Here is a 23,414-nt window from a genome sequence, read left to right on the forward strand (position 1 = left end):
CCTGAATTATTGGTTAGTTTTCCGCGCAACAGAGGCAGTTGTGGCTGCAGTGGTGCGTGGTGGAAGGAAAAATAGGATCAGCGCCGGAAGCAGGTAGATAAAATAGGCTGCGACTTCACTGACTGTCGGAGCCTCCTGATAGCCAAACATGCCTTCAAGGAAGGTGCCAAGTAATGAGTGAGTGGAGAGCACATTAGTCAAATCGAATGCGATATCCTGAAAATGATTCCACAGACCGGCTTCATGGAAAGCTCTAATGGCTCCGGCGGCCAAGCCCGCGGCGACAAACAGAATGAATAGGCTGGTCCATTTGAAGAATTTAGCCAGATGCAACTTAACGCCACCCCAGTAGATCGCCATGCCCACCAAAATAGCGCAGGCCAGGCCAAGTATTGCGCCAATAGGTGCACCAATCCCAACATCTTGCTGGAAAGCCGCCAGTAAGAAGAACACGGATTCAAGCCCTTCTCGGGCGACAGCAAAAAAGACCATCGCCACTAATGCCCAGCCCTGACTACGGCCTGAATTAAGTGCATGATCAATTGCCCCTTCCAAATGGACTTTGACTGATTTGGATACCTTGCGCATCCAGAACACCATATAAGTTAAAATGCAAACTGCGACCACCGCGATAATGCCTTCAAACAGCTCTTGCTGTTTCTGCGGAAACTCACCGGTGGTTTCATTAATAAAGATGCCGATAGCCAGGCACAGCGCTGCCGCTGTTATCACGCCAATCCACACCGCCCCCATCCAGTGACCGCGTTGAGTACGTTTAAGATAACTGGCGATCAAACTAACAATCAGCGCGGCTTCCAGCCCTTCACGAAACATAATAAGAAATGGGACAAACATACTAAGCACCCCTGCGCTGGATATGGGTATAAAGGTGTAATTATAAGTAGCGTCAATTTACGTAAAGAAAAGTAAAACTAAGAACGATAGTGATTATCATTCTGGAAAAAAGAAATTCAAGTAGCTGAATAAGAATATTGTTAAGCAAACTGTGGCAAGTTGTTTCCGTCAAGTTAAATAACGAGTAAATTCATTAGGATATGAATTTTTACATCACACCGTTCTCTTCGCCGGTTTAGCGGTATCAGGTGAAATTTCCAGCAAAAAAAAGCCTCCTGTGTAACAGGAGGCGATATTAAGCAAACGTAAAAACGATTAATAACAACCCGTGCAGGCTATTAAACGGTTTTAAACTCCGCTTCGGCATTATGGAAACGTTCTGTAATGGTGTTAGTTGGCTCACGCCCCAGCAAGCTCACCACCACAATGGCGATACTCGCAAATAAGAAACCAGGGATAATTTCATACAAGCCTAACCAGGCATATTGCTTCCAGACGATAACTGTAATCGCGCCGATCAACATCCCCACCAGCGCACCATTACGAGTCATTCGCGGCCATATCACCGAGATAAGAACGACTGGACCAAATGCAGCACCAAAACCTGCCCATGCATAGCTAACCAAACCAAGAACCCGGTTATCAGGGTTCGCTGCCAGTGCGATAGCTATCAATGCCACCAATAACACCATGGCACGACCTACCCATACTAACTCTTTCTGGCTGGCCTTTTTACGCAAGAATGCTTTGTACAGATCTTCGGTCAACGCACTAGAACACACCAGCAACTGGCAGCTTAAGGTACTCATCACTGCCGCAAGAATGGCGGACAGTAAAATACCAGCAATCCATGGGTTGAACAGTAATTTAGCCAGTTCGATGAAGACACGCTCACCATTCTGGCTCACGTTCCCTGCTTGCTCAGGATGGTTTTCAAAGTAAGCAATACCAAAGAAGCCGACTGCAATGGTCCCCGCCAGACAGAGGATCATCCAGGTCATGCTGATACGGCGGGCGCTACGAATGGTACGGTGAGAGTCTGCGGCCATAAAACGCGCCAGAATATGTGGCTGACCAAAATAACCCAATCCCCAACCAAGCAGAGAGAGGATAGCAACCAGATTCAGCCCTTTAAACATATCGATATTCGCGGGATTTTTCGCGGCAATGATCATCACGGAAGTGTCGATACCGCCCACGGCCAGAATAACGATAATCGGGGTCAGGATCAGAGCAAAAATCATCAGCGTCGCTTGCACAGTATCCGTCCAGCTTACCGCGAGGAAGCCGCCAATAAAGGTATAAGCGATGGTTGCGGCAGCACCTGCCCACAATGCAGTGCCGTAGCTCATATCAAACGTGCTTTCGAATAAACGCGCACCGGCAACGATCCCTGAAGCACAATAAATAGTAAAGAAGACTAAAATAACTACGGCTGATATCACTCGCAGTAATTTACTCTTATCTTCAAAACGGCTAGTGAAATAATCCGGTAATGTCAGAGCATTATCATTGGCTTCGGTATGGACCCGCAAACGACCTGCAACCAACTTCCAGTTAAGATAAGCACCAATCGTTAAACCAATGGCTATCCAACTCTCGGAAATACCTGATAGGAAAATGGCCCCTGGTAGCCCCATTAATAACCAACCACTCATATCAGAAGCACCAGCAGATAATGCAGTCACAACACTGCCTAAACTCCGCCCGCCCAGAATATAATCATCAAAGTTATTGGTGGCCCGGTAGGCCATGAGGCCAATAAATATCATCCCAAAAATGTAAACTAAAAAAGTCACCAGCATTGGTGTATTCATGGTCATGCAACGTCTCCATAGTGCGTATTATCGTTTTAATATATCCCGCTATTTTGAGTTCTTTCCGCTCAGTGCGGTGTCATGTATTCACTCTGGATCGTCGGAACGTGACACTGAGTGGCACCAGAGATGAATGTAGAACCTCAGATAAACTACCAGCGCAACTATTCGCTGGTGAGCGGCTATCTCGCGGTTGCTATCCTAGTGGAGGAGTTTCCTCACCCACAACAAATTAAACAAATTTTTTACAAAAAATTCACGCCACATCACATTAAGCTATGCTGGAAGTTACACCTTCCATTGAAAAATGAGTTACACCTAAGGTTAATGCCTCATCTTCCCTACTATTGTTAGCATTAGCCTCTATCAAACATAATATCCGAATAATCCGTCACTCCCCTTAATTGTTAAAAACAAGACGCAATTCACACTTCATTCACGCCCTGATTTAACACAGTTGCACAAAGTTGCAACATGCCTGATATTGTCAGGAATCAAATCATAATCACCCTTATTAAAAGGAGCCGGACAGCATGGGTAGCACCACAATGGGCGTGAAACTCGATGAAGCAACACGCGACCGTATCAAGGGCGCAGCACAGCGTATCGACCGCACACCACACTGGCTGATTAAGCAGGCCATTTTTAACTATTTGGAAAGACTGGAAAATGGCAGTGTGCTACCCGAGCTGCCAACAACGCATGTGACCCCTATCGCAGAAGCGGACGATATTATGCCGCAAGTCACTGAAAGCGCCCACCAACCATTTTTAGATTTTGCGGAGCAAGTGTTGCCGCAGTCCGTTATTCGAGCGGCCATCACTGCGGCCTATCGCCGCCCAGAAACTGAAGCCATTCCGATGTTATTGGAACAGGCTCGTTTACCGGCAGATTTAGCACAAGAAACACACAAACTGGCCTATTCCATTGCCGAGAAGTTACGTAATCAGAAAAGTGCCAATGGCCGCGCGGGTATCGTGCAAGGTTTACTGCAAGAGTTCTCTCTCTCTTCACAGGAAGGCGTGGCATTGATGTGCCTCGCAGAAGCGCTGCTGCGTATTCCTGACAAACCCACTCGTGATGCACTGATCCGCGATAAAATTAGCAACGGTAACTGGCACTCTCATCTGGGGCGCAGCCCATCGATGTTTGTTAATGCGGCGACCTGGGGGCTGCTCTTTACCGGCCATCTGGTTTCTACTCATAATGAGGCGAAGCTCTCCGGTTCATTAAATCGTATTATTGGTAAAGGTGGTGAGCCATTAATCCGCAAAGGTGTGGATATGGCTATGCGCCTGATGGGCGAGCAATTTGTGACCGGTGAAACCATTGCCGAAGCATTGGCGAACGCGAACAAACTGGAAGATAAAGGGTTCCGTTACTCTTACGATATGCTGGGTGAAGCGGCACTGACAGAGGTTGATGCTCAGGCTTATCTGCTCTCTTATCAGCAAGCAATCCATGCTATTGGCAAAGCCTCAAATGGCCGAGGTATCTATGAAGGGCCGGGCATCTCAATTAAGCTATCTGCCCTGCACCCTCGCTATAGCCGTGCCCAATATGAACGGGTAATGGATGAGTTGTATCCACGGCTATTATCGCTGACCTTACAAGCGCGGCAGTATGACATCGGTATTAACATTGATGCAGAAGAAGCCGATCGTCTGGAAATCTCCCTCGATCTGCTGGAAAAACTCTGTTTCGAACCCAAATTGGCGGGTTGGAACGGTATCGGCTTTGTCATTCAGGCATACCAAAAACGTTGCCCCGCCACTATTGATGCTGTGATAGATATGGCCCAGCGCAGCCGCCGCCGGCTGATGATTCGCTTAGTCAAAGGCGCATACTGGGACAGCGAAATTAAACGCGCTCAAGTTGATGGATTGGAAGGTTATCCGGTTTATACCCGTAAGGTATATACCGATGTTTCTTATCTGGCTTGCGCACGCAAATTACTGGCCGTACCCAATCTGATTTACCCACAATTTGCCACTCATAACGCACATACCTTATCTGCCATCTACCATCTTGCCGGGCAAAATTATTACCCCGGCCAGTATGAGTTCCAATGCCTGCATGGCATGGGGGAACCGCTGTATGAACAGGTTGTCGGAAAAGTTGCCGATGGCAAGCTTAATCGCCCATGCCGCATCTATGCTCCGGTAGGTACCCACGAAACCTTACTGGCGTATCTGGTACGCCGCCTGCTGGAGAATGGGGCCAACACGTCGTTTGTAAACCGCATTGCCGATGCCACGTTGCCACTGGATGAGCTGGTCGCAGATCCCGTTAGTGCGGTTGAAGCCATCGCCGCAAGTGAAGGACAACTCGGTTTACCTCATCCACGGATCCCGTTACCACGCGAGTTATACGGTCAGGCTCGCGCTAATTCCAGCGGGTTAGATTTAGCGAACGAACATCGTCTGGCGTCACTCTCCAGCGCCCTACTCACCAGTGCCAGCCAGATATGGCGTGCAGAACCCATCATTGGTGCAGAGCGTGATAGCGGTATAGTGGTTGATAACCTAACCGAACAAACGGTTATCAACCCGGCAGAACCTACTGATATCGTCGGCTACGTTCGTGAAACAACGGAGGTTGAAGTCAATCGTGCACTGGATGTAGCTGGCAGCGCCGGGGCTATCTGGTTTGCAACGCCACCAGCCGAACGTGCGGCTATTTTAGTTCGCGCCGCTGAACTGATGGAAAGTCAGATGCAAACATTGATGGGGATACTGGTACGAGAGGCGGGTAAAACCTTCAGTAATGCCATTGCGGAAGTACGTGAAGCTGTTGATTTCCTGCACTATTATGCTGGGATAGTACGAAACGATTTCTCCAATGATAGCCACCGCCCTCTTGGCCCTGTGGTTTGTATCAGCCCGTGGAACTTCCCGTTGGCAATATTTACCGGCCAGATTGCCGCAGCATTAGCTGCCGGTAACAGTGTATTGGCAAAACCGGCAGAACAAACGCCACTGATAGCCGCTCAGGCTGTACGTATCCTGCTAGAGGCCGGCATTCCTCAAGGCGTGCTGCAACTATTACCTGGGCGAGGCGACAGTGTCGGGGCGACGCTGGTCAATGATAACCGTGTGCGCGGCGTGATGTTTACCGGTTCAACCGAAGTCGCCGCCATTTTGCAGCGCAGTATTGCTGGCCGTCTTGACCCCCAAGGCCGCCCAACACCATTGATTGCCGAAACCGGCGGTCTCAATGCCATGATTGTTGATTCCTCTGCATTGACGGAACAAGTGGTGACCGATGTCGTCGCTTCAGCCTTTGACAGCGCGGGTCAACGTTGCTCGGCTTTGCGTATTCTGTGTATTCAGGAGGATGTTGCTGAACACACATTGCAAATGTTACGCGGCGCGATGGCAGAGTGCCGGATGGGTAATCCAGAACGCCTGTCTACGGATATCGGGCCGGTGATTGATGCCGAGGCGAAAGCCGGGATTGAGCGCCATATTCAGGCCATGCGCGCCAAAGGGCGTAAAGTTTACCAGGCTGCCCGCACCAACAGTCAGGACGAGACAGAGTGGCAACGCGGTACCTTTATTAAGCCAACATTAATAGAACTGGATAGCTTTGATGAGTTGAAAAAAGAGATCTTTGGGCCGGTACTGCATGTCGTGCGTTTCCAACGTCAGGACCTGAGTTCCTTAGTCGATCAAATCAACGCATCTGGCTATGGATTAACCTTGGGCATTCACACCCGTATTGATGAAACTATCGCTCAAGTCACTGAAAAAGCGAAAGTAGGCAACCTCTACGTTAACCGCAATATGGTCGGGGCGGTGGTTGGCGTACAACCTTTTGGTGGTGAAGGGTTGTCAGGAACCGGCCCTAAAGCCGGTGGTCCACTGTATCTGTATCGCCTGTTGTGCAGCCGCCCAGAAGATGCTGTTCTTAATACGCTGGCACATCAAAATATTGAGCAACCACAGAATATGGCGGGTCGCGAAGCATTACAAATAGCCTATCGCGCCCTAATACAATGGGCTGACAAACAACAATACGGTGAATTAGTACCCTTGGCGCAGCGCTATGGTGAACTGGCACAAAGTGGGACCATCCAATTGTTGCCAGGGCCAACCGGTGAACGCAACAGTTATACCCTACTACCACGTGAACGTGTTCTTTGTCTGGCGGATAATGACGCTGATGCTCTAATACAATTGGCAGCCGTCCTGGCAATTGGCTGCGAGATCTTATGGCCAGAACAGGGGATACAAAAGGATCTGTTACGCCAATTACCTGCGGTAGTGCAATCCCGAATTACCCTTACCCATGACTGGCAAACCGCCAACGTAACGTTTGATGCTGTTATCTATCACGGTGATGCGGATCAATTGCGCACCTTGTGTGAGCAGATAGCTCAAATTGAGGGGCCAATTGTCTCGGTACAGGGCTTCGCCCGTGGTGAAACAAATATACTGCTGGAACGCCTGCTAATTGAACACTCATTGAGTGTCAATACCGCCGCAGCGGGAGGAAATGCCAGCCTGATGACTATCGGCTAGCTTAATAAGCACACGCCTTTTCGCATATGTAATACTGAATCACGGCTCACCAATAAGGTCCTTCGGGGCCTTATTCTTTACATAGACTTGGGTAGCAACTGGCGGGATAGTATTCGATATGTGCCGCATTCCCTGATGTAAAATGGGTATGAAACTATTTTCTTCTGGCAGCCTCTCGCACATTGCCTATCGTTCTCTTGAGTGTTTCCCTCTAATTAACCCATTATTAATCCTGAGAAATTACTGGACTGCCTACGTCCCTAGCTTTCTTCTTAGTGAAGATTCTATGTACAAACCCCTCAGGAGTGATAATAATATTCATGTCTGATAAAAAATTGTCGATGAGACTCATCAAATTGCTAAGCGACGGGGTAATGGTCAATTACGCCGTGAAATATGGGCTAACCGGGTTGGTACTATCACCCGCTATAATTTAGCCTATATCAATCACCATTTATCACAGGGTGATAATGGCCGCGTAGTGGGTTATGACAACGCGCATGGTTTTCACCATCGCCATTACTTAGGCGGTATTGAAACAGTTGATTTTGTCAGTTTTGAACAGATAGAGGATTGCTTTCAGAAGGATTGGACTTCACTAAGGAGAAGTTAATGGACAAACTTGTCATCAAAACAGCAACGGAAGGTGATTTTTTCAAACGAGGCAAGCAACTTGCAGCCTTGGCGGATGCGGGGAAAGCCTTGCCAGAAGAACACACGATTACTTTTGAAGATCCCTTAGAGATGGTTAGGACATTAAGTGCTGCGCGTATTGTCCTACTGCGGGCGGTAAAAATGTACCCCGGCTCAATCACCTCCCTTTCAACACGTTTAAAAAGGGATCGCAGTGCTGTTACTCGTGATGTAGCCATTTTGGAAAAGGCCGGTTTAGTCACGGTTGAACAAAAAGTATTACCGGGCCATGGGCAGATGAAAGAGGTTAAAGCCACCGCGCTCCGCCTTAAGTTGGAGGCTTTTTTGTAGCATTGCTTGATAAAATTGGGGGCAAAATGCCCCCATACTTCAATAGGTTTGGTTATAACGTCGCAAGAAAACTGCTCAGTGATTATTCAGAAACTTATCAAGGAATAACCGAGTACGCTCATGTTGCGGGTGGGCGAACAACTCTTTCGCTGGGCCTTGTTCAACAATCCGCCCATGGTCCATAAAAATCGCCCTATCAGCCACATCTCTGGCAAAGCTCATTTCATGCGTCACAATAACCATGGTGCGTTTTTCCTCAGCCAGTGCGCGGATAGTGTTGAGAACCTCCCCCACCAGTTCAGGGTCCAACGCTGACGTCGGCTCATCAAACAGAATAACCTGTGGTTGCATGGCCAATGCTCGTGCTATGGCAACCCGCTGTTGCTGACCACCGGATAAACGGCGTGGATAAGCATCTTCCTTGCCACTTAGCCCTACTTTTGCCAGCAGTTCACGAGCGCGTTTCTCCGCAGAAGCTCGTTTTTCGCCTTTAACAATAACCGGCCCTTCAATAATATTCTCCAGCACCGAACGGTGTGGAAACAAATTGAAGCTCTGAAACACAAACCCGACTTGTTGGCGCAGCGCTCGCACCTGACGTTGCTGCTTGCTGATAGGTATGCTGCCATCAATCTCAATATCACCAACACGAATAATCCCTGAATCAGGGACCTCCAGCAGATTAATACTGCGCAATAAAGTCGTTTTACCTGAGCCACTCGGCCCGATGATCGCCACCACTTCACCGCTATTTACTTCAAGTGAGATACCGTGCAGCACCTGCTGACCTTTAAACTGTTTAGTCAGTTGTTTAATGTCTATGGCACTCATGGCTACTCCTGATCCTGACGATTAACATGGGCTTCCAGCCGATTTTGTAATGCTGACAATAACGTCGCCATAATCCAATAAATCAACGAAGCCGCCAGATACATAGTGAAAACTTCCAATGTACGGGAAGTGACCAATTGTGCCTGCCGGAAAAGTTCAGGAACCTGGATCGTTGCCGCCAAAGAGGTATCTTTGACCAGACCGATAAAACTGTTACCTAGCGGGGGTAATGCGGTGCGCCCGGCTTGCGGTAATATCACCCGATAAAGAGTCTGCCAACGCGTCATACCGATACTGGCGGCGGCTTCCCACTGCCCTTTTTCAATTGACGAAATAGCGGCACGCAATGTCTCTGATGTATAAGCGGCAGTATTAAGTGACAAGCCGATCAATGCAGCAGGCATAGGATCCAGTTCAATGCCGAACTGTGGCAGACCATAATAGATCATAAACAGTTGGGCAATTAATGGGGTGCCACGGAAAATGGAGACATAGAAACGAGAAAGGAGTGATAACGGCAAGAAACGAGATAACCGCATCATGGCCAACATAAAACCTAATGCCAGACCAAAAAACATCCCCCCCAGACTGAGCTGGAGGGTAAACCAGGCACCTTTCAATAAAAATGGTGCTGAATCCAGCACCAATTGAATACTTTCTTGCATTATTTAGTTACGTCCGCACCAAAATATTTCTCAGAGATTTTGGCCAACGTGCCATCTTTTTGCATCTCAGTGATTGCCTGATTGATTGCCGCTAACAACTCAGGGTTGTTTTTACGCAATGCCACACCGGACTCTTGACGAGCGAACGCCGAGCCAGCAACAGCAAGAGTACCGCCGGTTTTCTTCACCAGATCCAATGCAGCTAAACGGTCAACCAAAATGGCATCAGTACGGCCTACACGCAGATCCTGATATTTAGTTGGGTCATCATCATAGGTACGAATATCAACACCTTTCAGGTTGTCACGTAACCACTGCTCATAGTTGCTGCCCAAACCAACACCGACTTTTTTGCCTTCCAAATCTTCAGGCTTGGTGAAGTTGCCTTCATTGCCTTTTTTAGTCAATACCTGAATGCCAGAGATGGTATAAGGCGTTGAGAAATCATATTTTTTCTTACGTTCTTCAGAAATGGTGACTTGGTTAATCGCCACATCAATACGCTTGGATTCCAATGAAGCCAACATGCCATCCCATTTAGTCGGGGTGATTTTGGCCTTAACGCCCATGTGTTCTGCCAATGCATTGGCAAAATCCACTTCAAACCCAGTGAGTTTTCCATCTTCACCTTGGAAACTGAATGGCGGATAAGTGCCCTCCAGCCCAACAATCAGGGTTCCTCGATCCTTGACCTGACTCAGCAAATCGCCTGCAGCATAAGACTTCACATTCAAGCCTGTTGCCAGTGCGACTGCCACCATGCCCAGAACTACCCGGCGACGAACCATTGAAAAACCCATAAATACCCCGACTGTCATGTTTATTTTTTGATATTCAACACTTTATCAGTGCTGTTAATGGAATAAAGGAATATAAACTAATAACGATAGCTATAAACGGAATAAGCCATAACCAAAGGTTACACCCGTGGATGGTAAGCAAACAATGCTGGCGCACCACCGGTGTGGATAAACAGAATTGGACCATCATCAACAAACTTATTCTGCTCAATACCATCAAGTAAGCCTGCCATCGCTTTACCGGTATACACCGGATCGAGCAATATACCCTCAAGCCTTGCCAGCAACCCAATAGCCGCCAGCCCTTCTTCGTTCGGCATGCCATACTGCGGGGCGAAATAATCATCCCACAAGATAATTTCTGCCTGCTCTCCTGTAATCCCCAGAGACACAGCTAACTCTTGCTGAATATGCGCCACTTTAGGGCGTTGCTCAGCCGCTTTACGCGATACCGTTACCCCAATCAGTTTCGTATCCGGCAATAACTGTTGTAACCCTACCGCCAAACCTGCATGGGTACCTGCACTGCCCGATGCCACAACCACCGAGCTAAAGGCAACATTCCCGGCCGACTGAGCCGCAATTTCTAATGCACATTGCACGTAACCCAAAGCGCCTAAGGCATTAGAACCGCCAACTGGCACCACGTATGGCCGAAAGCCCTGAGCCTCCAGACGAGTTGCCAACTCTGCTAGTTGTTGGTTCGGGTCATGTAACCCGTCGCACATCACCACATCAACGTTAAATAAATCCAACAGCAACCGATTGCCGTTGGTCAGATAATTTTCCTGAGTCGTGCCAATTGGATTCTCAAGCAATGCGACACAGCGCAGCCCTAATTTCGCCGCGACTGCCGCCGTTTGGCGAACGTGATTAGACTGAATAGCGCCTGCGGTAACCAGTGTATCCGCCCCCTGACTCAACGCATCTGCGGCCAAAAACTCTAACTTACGTAATTTGTTCCCCCCTAATGCCAGAGGTGTTACATCATCACGCTTGATATAAATTTCGCGCCCCAGATAATCGGAGAGTCGAGATAGTTTTTCCAATGGCGTCGCGTTACCGACCAGATCCAGACGCGGAAATTGCGCCAGTTTGTGTTGAAACGTCACGTTTCCCCCTGGGGAATTAATAAGTCAACTGTTGCCCAAAGAACTTGGCGTACTGGTAGGTAGCAAACGAATGATTCGGATAAGTCAACGTAACTAGCCACCCTACGGCTACAAGCACCAAGGGGAAATATAGATTTATCAGATGTAACACGAATAATCACTTATTTTTATTATAGATGTCGTTGACGATAACACAGGGGAATAACGTAAGATGCGGGATAAATAGACGATACTCATCGATTGCGAGCGGCAGAAGGCAGCATTGATAATGCTTAACTCAGAAAGTCACTTACGTGAGCAAGGGTTGCTAACCCTCCTACAGCGTACAGAGTGAAGGGTATTAACCCGGCACGGGGAACCTTGCCGGGCGTAAAATAATGACTGGAGGGTTTTGCATTGCACACAAGGTGTCGTTAATAAAAATACAGAGTTTTCTCAACTACCTGAATGCCCCGCAAGTCTCAGTAATTCTTTTGCCATTCCAAATACTGATCATATTTACGCAAAGCAATACGATAATTGTTATGCGCCGCATTAGGCAATTCATCAATAATGCGCTGATGCATAGTTTCACTAGCAAACTTTTCTGCCGGATAATTAGTGGCAACCAACATTTCATCCAGGCGACGTAAGCGCACAACATATTCGCGCACTGTACTATGGCTCATCTCAGTTTGTTCAAATAAATACTGCTTGAACGCCATAATATCAAAATAACCTGGGGTGCTATTACAATATATTTCGCTGCAAAAACGACATAATGCGGTCAACTCATGCTGAAGCTTTGACCAGACTTGATCGTCAATGGGCTGATCCATACCGGAGATAGCTTCTTTATTAATGATTTGTCCACGGAAAACCAACGCCATACGGTCAAGTTCTTTATGACAATGTGAACAATGGGTTTGGCCGTGCTTATAATCTTTTAAATAACGGCTCAGTGGCCGTTTTTTTAACTGAAGTCCTGGCATAAGAAGACCTACATTAATAAAATAGAAACGGTGATATCAGTGAGCGGAAGTGAATTAAGAGTCGTTATTCAAGCGGGCGCGTAAGCGTTTTATCGCCTGGCTATGAAGCTGACTGACACGGGATTCCCCGACTTCAAGCACGGCTCCGATTTCTTTCAGGTTCAGCTCTTCCTGGTAATACAACGTCAGCACCATCTTTTCACGCTCCGGCAATGCCTCGATCGCTTCAATCACGCGTTGACGCAGATTTCCTTCCAACAAATGTTGCAATGGATTGGCATCCTCATGCCCTTCCAGCAAGGGTTCGACACTTTCACCATGCTCTTCCCGCCATTCGTCATAGGAGAAAAGCTGGCTATTGTTGGTATCCAACAAAATCTGGCGGTATTCCGCCAAATCAATATCAAGAATTTGCGCGACTTCCTGCTCAGTTGCAGGGCGCCCCACCCGTTGTTCAACCTTTTGCATGGCACTGGCAACTTCACGTGCATTACGCCGCACACTGCGTGGAGCCCAATCTCGGCTACGCAGTTCATCTAGCATGGCACCCCGTATACGCTGTACCGCATAAGTGGTAAACGCAGTCCCTTGCAAAGCGTCATAACGCTCGACAGCATTCAGCAGACCAATACCTCCGGCCTGCAACAAATCATCCAACTCCACGCTGGCCGGCAGGCGAACCTGCAAACGCAGTGCCTCATGGCGAACCAAAGGAACATAGCGTTGCCAGAGGGAATTTTTGTCCATCACGCCTTCGGCGGTATACAGATCGCTCACTAGACAGGCACCTAAGGGTAAGAGAGTCGTACCATTATCCTGTCAGGTCAGCCAGACAATCGCTTGAATAGGCCTATAAAAGGGCGGCTATTTGGCTTATGCCCATTAGTTTTACTGTTAACCTATTGCAGTCATTGAAAAAATAGAGCGATAAATAGAGATGAAAACCGTTAAAAATAAGCCATTAGCGCCTGGTTTAAACTTATTCCCACTGGAAAGAGCGCTCTTTTCTATTTCCAGTGAGTAATATAAAAACCCCGCCGCAGCGGGGTTGACATAATGTGGTCTTTCTGGCGAATTAACGCAGCAGAGACAGCACAGTTTGTGGTACTTGGTTTGCTTGTGCCAATACTGAAGTCCCTGCTTGTTGCAGGATTTGAGCACGGCTCATGTTAGAAACTTCAGTAGAGTAATCAGCATCCTGGATACGGCTACGAGCTGAAGTCAGGTTATTAATGGTGTTACCCAAGTTGGTGATAGCTGAGTCAAAACGGTTTTGTACCGCACCCAGGCCACTACGCAGCGCATCAACTTGTGCCAGCGCTTTATCAACAGTCGCCAGTTGGTTATCAGTTGATTTCTGAGATGCAGCAGCATCTTCATTGATCAGGGTGGTGTTGCCGTTAGCAGTACGTGACATGTACATTACTTTGCCACCGAGGGTGATTTCATCACCTTTGGCGTTAGCGGTGTATGCAGTACCGTTAACAGTCAAAGTACTGCCAGTTTTGGTAGCACCTTTTAAATCCAGATCAGCTAAGGTTGCAGCACGGTTGGCTTCAGTAGCTTTTGTGGTTAAACCACCACCAACAACAGAGGTGAATACAGCGCTAGAAGTTTTCACTTCAGCAGCGGTGCCGTCAGGTGCAGTACTGGCTGAAGTTGTGAAATCAACACTTTTACCATCAACTGTAGCACTGAAAACACCGTTACCATTTGCGGTAGCCGCAGTCTTAACAGTAAATTCCATGCCTTGAGCAGTGAATTTATCACCTATTGCTTTACCAACAGACGCAGCAGCGATAGAAGTCGCTTCTGCACCAGCGGTTGCTGTAGTTGTGTAGGCAGTTGGGCTGTTATTCGTAGTCGCAGTGCCGGAGAATAGACCGGTACCCGCATCAATATACTGCGCTACGCCGCCCAAGCCATCAGTCACTGCACCTGAGTTAATATCCACTTTATAAGCAACAGCAGGACTACCAACATTGTAGTTCGTGCTACCAGTAGCTTTGAACTGAGAAGTCAGATCATCAACAGAGGCTTGTTTTGCACCATCAACGTTGAAGCCTTGCAGACCCAAACTTTTTGAGTCGATTTTTTCCAGATTGATGCTGATAGTTTCGCCATCGTTAGCGCCAACCTGAACTTTCATGCTACTGTTGCCAGCCAGAACTTTCACGCCGTTGAACTGAGTTTGGTCAGATACACGGTCGATTTCGTCCAGACGTTGTTTAATTTCGTCCTGGATTGATTTCAGGTCAGAAGATGAGTTAGAACCGGTAGCAGCCTGAACACTCAACTCACGCACACGTTGCAAGTTGTTGTTGATTTCGCCCAACGCACCTTCAGTGGTTTGTGCCAGAGAGATACCGTCGTTTGCGTTACGGGAAGCCTGAGTCAGACCTTTGATGTTAGAAGTGAAACGGTTAGCGATTGCCTGACCCGCAGCATCGTCTTTCGCACTGTTGATACGTTGACCAGAGGACAAACGCTCAATGGCGGAACCTAAAGCTGACTGGGATTTGTTCATGTTGTTCTGAGTCGTCAGAGACAGAATGTTAGTGTTAATTACCGCCATAATGTTATTCCTTAAATGCTGTTGGGTTATGGTTTGGGCTTACTGCCCACGGCTTCATCACCGTCACAACTTGTATCGGCGCTCTTTAAGGAACCTTTAGCCATTCTGTGAAATAATTTTAAATTTAGGTAAAATTATTTTTTCTCTCTTCTTTAATTATCACTCTATTCAATAGGGCAAATAGCGCCCTGTTATCCCCCGTTATTCCAGCCATCATAAATTCCATTTTATGTGTAAACTTTTCAATTCTCTGGCCGATAACCCTGTAACGACACTTGAATATTAAGGATTAGACATGGCAAGTATCAGTTCTCTGGGTATCGGTTCAAATTTAGAGCTAGGCACTTTACTGGATAAATTAAGTGCCGGGGAACAAACCCGCTTAACTCCGCTAACCAACCAGCAGACCAGTTATAAAGGCAAGCTTACTGCCTATGGTGTATTACAAAGTGCCCTGGCTAAAGTCGAAACGGCATCTGCAGCACTAAAAAAAGCCGATACCCTAGCCTCGACATCTGTTAACAGCACCAATACCGCTTTCGCTGCCACTACCAGTAGTGGTGCTACAGCAGGAAATTATACGGTTGAAGTGACTAATCTGGCTAAAGCGCAATCATTACTCTCTTCTGATGTGCCGAATGCCACAGATAAACTGGGTAATAGTAACGACAGCCGGACAATTACTATCACTCAACCCGGTCAAACAAAACCACTGGAAGTAAAACTGACCAGTGAGCAGACCTCGTTGACCGGTATTCGTGATGCGATTAATAAACAAGAAGGTAGTGTCAGCGCCAGTATCATGAAAGCGGATGATGATACTTACTACCTCGCATTAACCTCCAAGGAAACAGGGACTAAGTCAGAAATGACAGTCAGTGTTTCTGGTGATGATACCTTAAACAACTTTTTGAACTACACACCAAGCACTACCGGTGGTAGTGGCGCTTTAACGCAAAAAGTAAAAGCTGAAGATGCAACACTAACAGTAAATGGCGTATCCATTACCCGCCAAAGCAATACCATTACTGATGCACCGCAAGGCGTTACACTCAGCCTGAAAGCCTTAACCAAAAAAGATGAACCTGAGCAACTGACAATTACGCGTGACTCTTCCGCAACCAAAGCGGCGATTCAATCATTTGTCGATGCTTATAATTCATTACAAACCACGTTTGCTTCTTTAACCAAATATACTGCGGTTGAACCGGGTAAGGATCAATCAACCAGTAATGGCGCGTTAGTTGGCGATGGGACCTTGCGTAGTATTCAGACACAGCTAAAAAGTCAATTGGCCTCAGCGCAGGGAGGAGATGTAAAAACTCTGGCTGCCATGGGTATTACTCAAGATCTTTCTGGAAAATTAGTCATCGACTCCAAAAAGCTTGATAAGGCGTTGACTGACCAACCTAATAGTGTAACCACATTTTTTGTCGGTGACGGTAAAACCACCGGTTTCGCCACCCAGATGGATAACCTGCTAAATACTGCATTAGATTCCACCAAAGGCTCATTAAAAACAGCCACTGATGGTATCAACAAGACCTTAAAATCATTAGAAAAACAGGTTACCTCAACCACTGATAGCATTAATGCTACTATTGAACGCTATAAGGCACAATTTACCCAGTTGGACAAATTGGTGAGTTCATTAACCAATACCGGCAATTTCTTAACTCAACAATTCTCTTCAAAAGGATAGAGCATGTACAGCCGATCAGGGGTTCAAGCTTACGCAACCGTAGGGATCGAAAGTGGTGTAATGAGTGCCAGCCCTCATCAATTGATCGTGATGCTCTTCGACGGGGCGCAAAGCGCCCTGGTTCGTGCTCGCATCTTGATGAGTCAGGGAGATATTCCGGCCAAAGGTGCTGCGTTGTCAAAAGCCATTAATATTATTGATAATGGGCTGAGTGCAGGACTGGATATGGAAAAAGGCGGTGAGCTGGCACAGAATTTGTCAGCTTTATATGACTATATGTCGCGGCGCTTGCTGCATGCCAATTTGCATAATGACGAACAGGCAATTAATGAAGTGTCTGCTTTGCTCGAAAATATTGCAGACGCCTGGCGGCAGATCGGCCCCAATTATCAACCTGATTAGGACCCCATTTAATGGAACGTCACCAGCACCTTTTGTCCGAATATCAACAAATCCTGACACTCAGTGAGCAAATGCTTGCATTAGCCATTGAGGGGAATTGGGATGCGCTGGTTGATCTCGAAATGACTTACCTTAAAGCGGTAGAAAGCACGGCAAATGTCACTATATCCTCATGCTCATCTCAGGTGTTGCAAGAGCTGTTACGTGAGAAATTGAGAGCTATATTGGAAAATGAAATAGAAATTAAACGTCTATTACAGTTACGCCTGGATGCACTCAGTGAATTAGTCGGGCAATCAACCCGGCAGCAAGCTGTTAATAATACTTATGGTCAATTCCCTGATCATGCATTGCTGCTGGGTGAAACACAGTAGCGGCCAGTTGCCGAAAACGATTACACCTTTTGTTGTAAAGCAATTACATGTCACTGCAATTATTAACATGCCAATTAATTTTTATTGTCATTGTTTTTAACATGGGATTATATTGACAGTAACAATCACTCATATCGAGCTGGCTATTATTCTCACCATTAATCTTTTTCGCTAAAATAGCCAGTTACTGTAAATTTTCTATTAAAATGAGTTGCTACTCTGCCACTCAAAGCGTAAAGATATTCTCAGGCTAAAATTGTGAAATGAATATCGATGGAACGTACAATTAATTTTTGCCCCGGTGTGGGTAGCTCGGCACATGTTATTCAACACACAGAGCTACTACTCACCTCAGTCTATATTGAGCACCCCTTGCTCATTATGGTTAATCGTGGACACAAGATCATTCGCTGGGATAATCAGGAATGTATTATTCAAGCCGGTGAAATAGTTGCGGTGAGCAGTGGCCAAACAGTTGATGTAATTAATGGTTTATCTGACGACGGGCTATTTTTTAGCCACCAACTTCGCTGTGATCCTCGCTTGATTGCAACCTTTGCCAGTCATCCAGCATCGGCTGGTCTTGGGTATGTTACCGGCGTTATGCCCGTGCGTAATTTGGCACCTGAATTCATTAATACTTTTAGCAATACATTTAAAGCAATATCTGATACCGGTGATATTCCACCGACTATCGTCAGGCACCGTATGCTTGAATTGTTGCTTTGGTTGGCTCAGCGTGGCGTTAAATTCATATTAAATGAAAGTGACTCGTTAAGTGAGCGAGTGCGCCGTTGCCTGGCGGTTGACCCGCACAAAATATGGTCAGCATCAGAGGTGGCAGATCATATGGCGATGAGTGAAGTTGTATTACGGCGTAAGTTAGCCGCCGAAAAAATATTATTACGTGATTTGATGATTGATGTTCGCATGACCAGTGCATTGCGTTTATTGCAAGGTACTGATTGGCCAATTTCATTAATCGCCAGCCAGGTGGGTTACGAAAGTGCATCACGTTTTGCTGAACGTTTCCGCAAACGTTTTGGCTTTGCTCCTACCGCCATCCGTGGGCATCATCGCTTACATGCAGCAGATATTGACCCACCACCTGAAAGCTATCATCGCTATTTAGGCCTTCATACGCCTGATTTAGGTTCAATATAACCCTTTTTGAGATGATCATTTTGATAATTTCCGATATAGCTTTTTTAACACCTGTCAGTAAAAACCGTAGCATCCCATTCAAACTCATCCAAGTCCTTTTGACAGTCTAAAACTGGACTGCTAAATACTGCTTTTAGATATTCTGCACGTTAAAACTATTTTTTTCTGACTGTGATTAGTTTTTTCATCCAAAATCCTGATGAAAGTTAAAATAAATTATTTAAAATCATACTGTTATGGTAAATACACCCAAAAAGAGGAGAATATGCTGATTATGTCAGTGCATTCTATGATTATAAGTAATTAAATAATAAACTTCCGGGATGGCTACGATGCTAAGTAATCTGTTCGGGCTAAAAAACCGCTATCCTTTACATATTCAAATTGCAGCGCTCTTTACCTTGCTGATCGTCTCAATAGGCACCGTCATTATTATTTTCGGTCATAGCCAACTGACTAAATTGACTGAAATCAGCACTAATCGTCAGTATCAAAAAACCGGTGAGGCAATTGCTGCAGAATTGGATGCCGTAACGCGGCCAATGATCATGTCGGTTAATATTCTGGCAAGCATGCAAATCACCGAATTGGCGACCCTTGAACAGCGAATGGCCTTTGTCGGTAAATTTATTGAAATTCTGAATCAGAATAGTTATGCCAGTGCCGTCTATAGTGCTTATGCTAACGGTGATTTCTTTATGTTACGGCGTTTGACGGACGCTAACAGGGCATTATTCCATGCCCCTGAAGATGCCAAATGGGTGGTTCAAAGTAATCGTTTTCTCGATAGTTTACCGGAGAAACGTTTTATTTATTTGAATAAACAGCAGCAGGTCATCGCTGTTATGCCACGAGACAATGATAGCTACGACCCACGGCACAGAGATTGGTTTATTCTGGCCGCCGCAAGTCCTACTCTGATTACCTCCCCTATTTATATTTTTAAAGGCACCGGAGAAGTCGGTTTTACTTATAGCCGTCAGGCTGAGAATAAACAAGCAATCATTGGATTGGATGTTTCTTTGGCCTCACTTTCGCAATTTTTAATAAAACAAAATCTGCCACCCGGTAGCCAGGCCATTATTACTAACACTCAGGGTGAAGTTATCGCTAGCCTGCCGAAACCTAAAAATAAGGTGGCAGATAGCACCAATCCAGATCGGCAAATCCCTGTATTGCAAGCTTTGCTCAATGCTCAAAAAAACAACCAGGCGGGCAGCAAGTTACCAGCAAACAATACTAATCGTAGTATCATGTTTGAAGCACAAAATCAGCATTGGTTCGGCTCAGTTGTTGAGATTAATAGCAACGGTAATACCTATCAGTTGATTATTGCCACACCGGCAAGCTATCTGACAGCCGATGCAAATTCTATCCGTAATCACTCAACCTTTATCGCATTTATCCTGTTAATGCTCAGTTTGCCATTAGTGTGGTATTTCTCTCGAAAAATATCCAAGCCCCTTATTCGTCTACGCCAAGACGCTGATTCCATCAGTAACCTCTATTTTGAAGAGCGTGCATTAGAACACTCCATTATTGAGGAAGTTGATGAGCTCCACAAATCAATGTCAAAAATGAAGTCAACACTGAAGCAGTTTATTTCGATGGGCAATATGCTGACAGCAGAAAGTAATTTCTCCCGTCAAATGCAAGGGCTACTAAATGAAACCACGGACATTGCAGCCATGACTGGTGGGATTATTTTCTTGTCAGATAAAGATGAGGGAACCTTTACACCGACGGCATTTCGCTGGGATGGTGAAAATATCCCGGTAGCAGAAATGTCTTCATTACAGATCAAAGAAGATAATCTCGCTACCTTCCTACCCGTACTCGAAGGGAAAACCATTGTAGGAACACTCAATAAAGATAATTTTTTCAGCCAACTACATGATTTTCTACAGCCTTATCTGCCGCTGCGTTTTATTGCCGTACCCATGAAAACACATGATGATCAATTGCTCGGATTCCTGCTGCTATTTAATCCTTATGAGCTGAATGCTGAACGTGAACGCTCAAAAATTCAATTGGTTAATGCCCTCGTGGGCAGTTTATCTGTTTCAGTAGAAACACAGCGATTATTGCAAGAGCAGAAAAACCTGCTCAACGCCTTTATTGAGCTTATTGCTGGAGCCATCGATGCCAAAAGTGCCTATACCGGTGGACACTGCCAGCGGGTGCCTGAAATAACCAAAATGCTCGCCCGTGCCGCAGTCAATAGTAAAGAGGGGCCTTTCGCCAACTTTACGTTATCAGAAAATGAGTGGGAAGAGTTACATACAGCCTGCTGGCTACATGATTGTGGCAAAATCACCACGCCAGAGTTTGTGGTCGATAAATCAACAAAATTGGAGCTGATTTATGATCGCATCCACGAAATACGCATGCGGTTTGAAGTATTAAAACGTGAGAAAGAAATCGCTTTCTTACGCCAATATGGTGCGGTGAGCGCCAGTGAAGCCGATCAACGGTTGTTAGCTGATGAATTGCACCAATTAGATGAAGATTTTTACTTTATTGCCAACTGCAATGTCGGTGGCGAGTTTATGTCTGATGAAGCCATTGCGCGTATTCAGCAAATCGCCGGTTACCGTTGGACTCGCACCTTAGATGATAATGCGGGTATCTCCCATGAAGAGCGAGAACGCAAAGCCAGACAACCCGCTACTCCACTGCCAGTACAAGAACCGATGCTGGCGGACAAAGAAGAACATATTATTTACCGCGATAATAAAAATAAACACCCAGAATATTATGACTTTAAAGTACAGGAACCCGCGTTCCTCTATAACCGAGGTGAAATTTATAACCTCAGTATCCGTCGTGGCACGCTAACCGACGAGGACCGCTATAAAATAAATGAGCATATTATGCAGACCATAGTGATGTTAAATAAACTTCCTTTCCCGCGCACCATGGCGAATGTCCCGGTTATTGCCGGTGGGCATCATGAGCGCATGGACGGCAAAGGATACCCCTATCAGCTCACCTATAAACAAATGAGTATTCCGGTGAGGATGATGGCTATAGCCGATGTATTTGAAGCCCTGACAGCCGCCGACCGCCCTTATAAACCGGGGAAATTATTATCTGAAGCACTCAATATCATGGTCAATATGGTGAATGAAAATCACCTGGATCGCGAACTGTTCATCTTGTTCCTGCAATCAGGTATCTGGCATGAATATGCCGTTGTTCATCTGCAAGCAGATAAAATTGATCCAATTGATATACCTGTATTATTGCAACGAATTGGTCACCAGGATATATCATTGGCGCAGACAGCGTAGCCGCAAGGCACGTTATTTATCTGAATGGTATTGCAAAAAACATCGGCAACAAACAGAGTGTGCCACATCAAGAATTAACGTTATGCTGTTCAGTCGTACATTTTCTCAGCTATATAACAGGGGATCTGGCATGTTCTATCGTTACGGTGAAACAGAAATTAACCATCTCAAACGGCGCGATAAAAAGATGGCGGCAGCCATCGAGCGATTAGGGATGATAACTCGCCCGCTATCCCCTGATTTGTTTGCTGCATTGATCAGAAATATCGTCGACCAACAGATTTCGGTCAAGGCGGCACTAACAGTCAACGCACGGCTGCTCACATTACTGGGCGCAGTGACGCCAATAACTGTTGCCGCTGCCTCTGTAGAGGCGATTCAAGGATGCGGTATGACAATGAAGAAAGCGGGATATATTAAAGGCGCTGCGGATGCTGCACTTAATGGCTCGCTGGATTTATCTGCTATATCCCTGCTGCCCGATAACGACGTTATTGCGCAGCTATCAAACCTCAGTGGTGTCGGCATCTGGACCGCAGAGATGTTATTGATCTCCTCACTTGCCCGACCTGATGTTGTCAGTTGGGGAGATCTAGCCATCCGGCGCGGCATGATGAATTTATATGGTCATAAAACGCTGCCACGAGAACGTTTTGAACGCTACCGCCGCCGTTACACCCCCTATGGAACAACCGCATCCCTCTATCTATGGGCACTGTCACATGAGACGGTATAAGCCGCCTTACACCCCCATATTCATTACATCCTGATAAGCCGCAACCAACTTATTACGAACCTGAATGCCCAGCTGTAAAGATACTGATGACTTTTGCATATCTACCATCACATCATTTAGGCCAACACCGGGGACACCCAATTCAAAATTCTGCGCCTGAGTGCGGGCATGCTGCTGGTTTTCACTGATTTTGCCGATGGCCGCTTTCAACTCACTGGCAAAACCGGCCTCTGCTGGCAACATTTTTGCCGAACCTGATGCCTGCAACGCAGTGACCTGCAACTGCTGTAAAACCCCTTCAATACCTTGAACAGACATGCTCATCCTCAGACGACGTAGTGAGTCAAATAACAACATGGAAAGTGAGTACGCTAATGCGGTTATTCGCCACTCGCCACGTATCACTATTTTCAGGATGACACCCTAACACATCATTTTTGGACTAAAGCCGCTAATTAGATACAAAAATACCGGCTTATTGAGCCATCGAATTCATCACTTACAGCAAATAATGGCATGCCCATAAAAGGGGAGATCAGCTATTGATGCTTTATCGCTCACAGCACTTGGGAGTCTGTTTTGTTTCGACACATTTTTTACATAAAAAATA

Annotated in this window: 19 protein-coding genes; 9 read left to right on the top strand and 10 right to left on the bottom strand. The window is 46.3% G+C overall.

The genetic code is table 11. From position 1 onward, the window contains the following. Positions 1-6: 6 nt before the first annotated feature. Together efeU and putP are read right to left on the bottom strand one after the other, a co-directional pair. Positions 7-855 (bottom strand): iron uptake transporter permease EfeU, encoded by an 849-nt coding sequence (efeU, locus tag EL015_RS12470; protein WP_032907163.1) that lies wholly within the window; start codon positions 853-855, stop codon positions 7-9. Positions 856-1,193: 338 nt separating this feature from the next. Beyond that, on the bottom strand, positions 1,194-2,678 hold the full coding sequence (gene putP, locus EL015_RS12475) for a sodium/proline symporter PutP (RefSeq protein WP_005189413.1): 1,485 nt from the start codon (positions 2,676-2,678) through the stop codon (positions 1,194-1,196). A 527-nt stretch (positions 2,679-3,205) separates the two neighbouring features. On the opposite strand from putP, the gene putA reads away from it, so the two are divergent. The 3 genes from putA to EL015_RS12490 all read left to right on the top strand — a co-directional run bounded on the left by putA (position 3,206) and on the right by EL015_RS12490 (position 8,179). Next, on the top strand, positions 3,206-7,195 hold the full coding sequence (putA, locus tag EL015_RS12480; RefSeq protein WP_005189410.1) for a trifunctional transcriptional regulator/proline dehydrogenase/L-glutamate gamma-semialdehyde dehydrogenase: 3,990 nt from the start codon (positions 3,206-3,208) through the stop codon (positions 7,193-7,195). 334 nt (positions 7,196-7,529) lie between these two features. Continuing rightward, positions 7,530-7,808 (top strand): toxin-antitoxin system TumE family protein, encoded by a 279-nt coding sequence (locus EL015_RS12485; protein ID WP_071843543.1) that lies wholly within the window; start codon positions 7,530-7,532, stop codon positions 7,806-7,808. Continuing rightward, positions 7,808-8,179, top strand: coding sequence for an HVO_A0114 family putative DNA-binding protein (locus EL015_RS12490; RefSeq protein ID WP_005189404.1), 372 nt, complete (start codon positions 7,808-7,810; stop codon positions 8,177-8,179). The genes EL015_RS12485 and EL015_RS12490 overlap by 1 nt, the downstream gene beginning before the upstream one ends. 75 nt (positions 8,180-8,254) lie before the next feature. On the opposite strand, the gene tcyN is transcribed toward EL015_RS12490, so the two are convergent. From tcyN to EL015_RS12525, 7 genes are all read right to left on the bottom strand, one after another. After that, positions 8,255-9,010 (bottom strand): L-cystine ABC transporter ATP-binding protein TcyN, encoded by a 756-nt coding sequence (gene tcyN / locus EL015_RS12495; protein WP_005189402.1) that lies wholly within the window; start codon positions 9,008-9,010, stop codon positions 8,255-8,257. A gap of 2 nt (positions 9,011-9,012) precedes the next feature. Continuing rightward, positions 9,013-9,675 (bottom strand): cystine ABC transporter permease, encoded by a 663-nt coding sequence (gene tcyL, locus EL015_RS12500; protein ID WP_005160319.1) that lies wholly within the window; start codon positions 9,673-9,675, stop codon positions 9,013-9,015. After that, entirely contained in the window at positions 9,675-10,475 is an 801-nt protein-coding gene (gene tcyJ, locus EL015_RS12505) for a cystine ABC transporter substrate-binding protein (RefSeq protein ID WP_053011583.1), read from the bottom strand. The genes tcyL and tcyJ overlap by 1 nt, the downstream gene beginning before the upstream one ends. Positions 10,476-10,594: 119 nt before the next feature. Beyond that, entirely contained in the window at positions 10,595-11,587 is a 993-nt protein-coding gene (locus EL015_RS12510; protein WP_005189399.1) for a D-cysteine desulfhydrase, read from the bottom strand. 461 nt (positions 11,588-12,048) lie between these two features. After that, positions 12,049-12,558 (bottom strand): flagella biosynthesis regulatory protein FliZ, encoded by a 510-nt coding sequence (fliZ, locus tag EL015_RS12515; RefSeq protein WP_005189397.1) that lies wholly within the window; start codon positions 12,556-12,558, stop codon positions 12,049-12,051. Between the two features lie 54 nt (positions 12,559-12,612). Continuing rightward, positions 12,613-13,335: an RNA polymerase sigma factor FliA gene (locus tag EL015_RS12520; protein WP_005189394.1), complete on the bottom strand. Its 723-nt coding sequence runs from the start codon at positions 13,333-13,335 to the stop codon at positions 12,613-12,615. A 298-nt stretch (positions 13,336-13,633) separates the two neighbouring features. Then, positions 13,634-15,136, bottom strand: coding sequence for a flagellin N-terminal helical domain-containing protein (locus EL015_RS12525; protein WP_086018955.1), 1,503 nt, complete (start codon positions 15,134-15,136; stop codon positions 13,634-13,636). Positions 15,137-15,428: 292 nt separating this feature from the next. Here EL015_RS12525 and fliD point away from each other — a divergent pair, with 292 nt between their 5' ends. The 6 genes from fliD (at position 15,429) to EL015_RS12555 (ending at position 22,804) form a co-directional block, all read left to right on the top strand. Beyond that, on the top strand, positions 15,429-16,835 hold the full coding sequence (fliD, locus tag EL015_RS12530; protein ID WP_005189388.1) for a flagellar filament capping protein FliD: 1,407 nt from the start codon (positions 15,429-15,431) through the stop codon (positions 16,833-16,835). A 3-nt stretch (positions 16,836-16,838) separates the two neighbouring features. Then, positions 16,839-17,237, top strand: coding sequence for a flagellar export chaperone FliS (gene fliS, locus EL015_RS12535; protein ID WP_032907161.1), 399 nt, complete (start codon positions 16,839-16,841; stop codon positions 17,235-17,237). An 11-nt stretch (positions 17,238-17,248) separates the two neighbouring features. After that, positions 17,249-17,611 (top strand): flagella biosynthesis regulatory protein FliT, encoded by a 363-nt coding sequence (gene fliT / locus EL015_RS12540; protein WP_005189383.1) that lies wholly within the window; start codon positions 17,249-17,251, stop codon positions 17,609-17,611. A 273-nt stretch (positions 17,612-17,884) separates the two neighbouring features. Continuing rightward, complete coding sequence (locus tag EL015_RS12545) at positions 17,885-18,775, top strand: helix-turn-helix transcriptional regulator (RefSeq protein ID WP_005189381.1); 891 nt, start codon at positions 17,885-17,887, stop codon at positions 18,773-18,775. 332 nt (positions 18,776-19,107) lie between these two features. After that, positions 19,108-22,068, top strand: a complete 2,961-nt coding sequence (locus EL015_RS12550; protein ID WP_005189378.1) for an HD domain-containing phosphohydrolase — start codon at positions 19,108-19,110, stop codon at positions 22,066-22,068. A 130-nt stretch (positions 22,069-22,198) separates the two neighbouring features. Beyond that, positions 22,199-22,804, top strand: a complete 606-nt coding sequence (locus tag EL015_RS12555; protein ID WP_005189376.1) for a DNA-3-methyladenine glycosylase family protein — start codon at positions 22,199-22,201, stop codon at positions 22,802-22,804. A 6-nt stretch (positions 22,805-22,810) separates the two neighbouring features. On the opposite strand, the gene fliE is transcribed toward EL015_RS12555, so the two are convergent. Further along, the gene (gene fliE, locus EL015_RS12560; RefSeq protein ID WP_005189374.1) at positions 22,811-23,122 is read right to left on the bottom strand and encodes a flagellar hook-basal body complex protein FliE; all 312 of its coding nucleotides are present in this window, start codon (positions 23,120-23,122) and stop codon (positions 22,811-22,813) included. Between the last annotated feature and the right edge of the window lie 292 nt (positions 23,123-23,414).

This window comes from Yersinia intermedia, from assembly GCF_900635455.1.
Taxonomy (GTDB): Bacteria; Pseudomonadota; Gammaproteobacteria; order Enterobacterales; family Enterobacteriaceae; genus Yersinia; species Yersinia intermedia.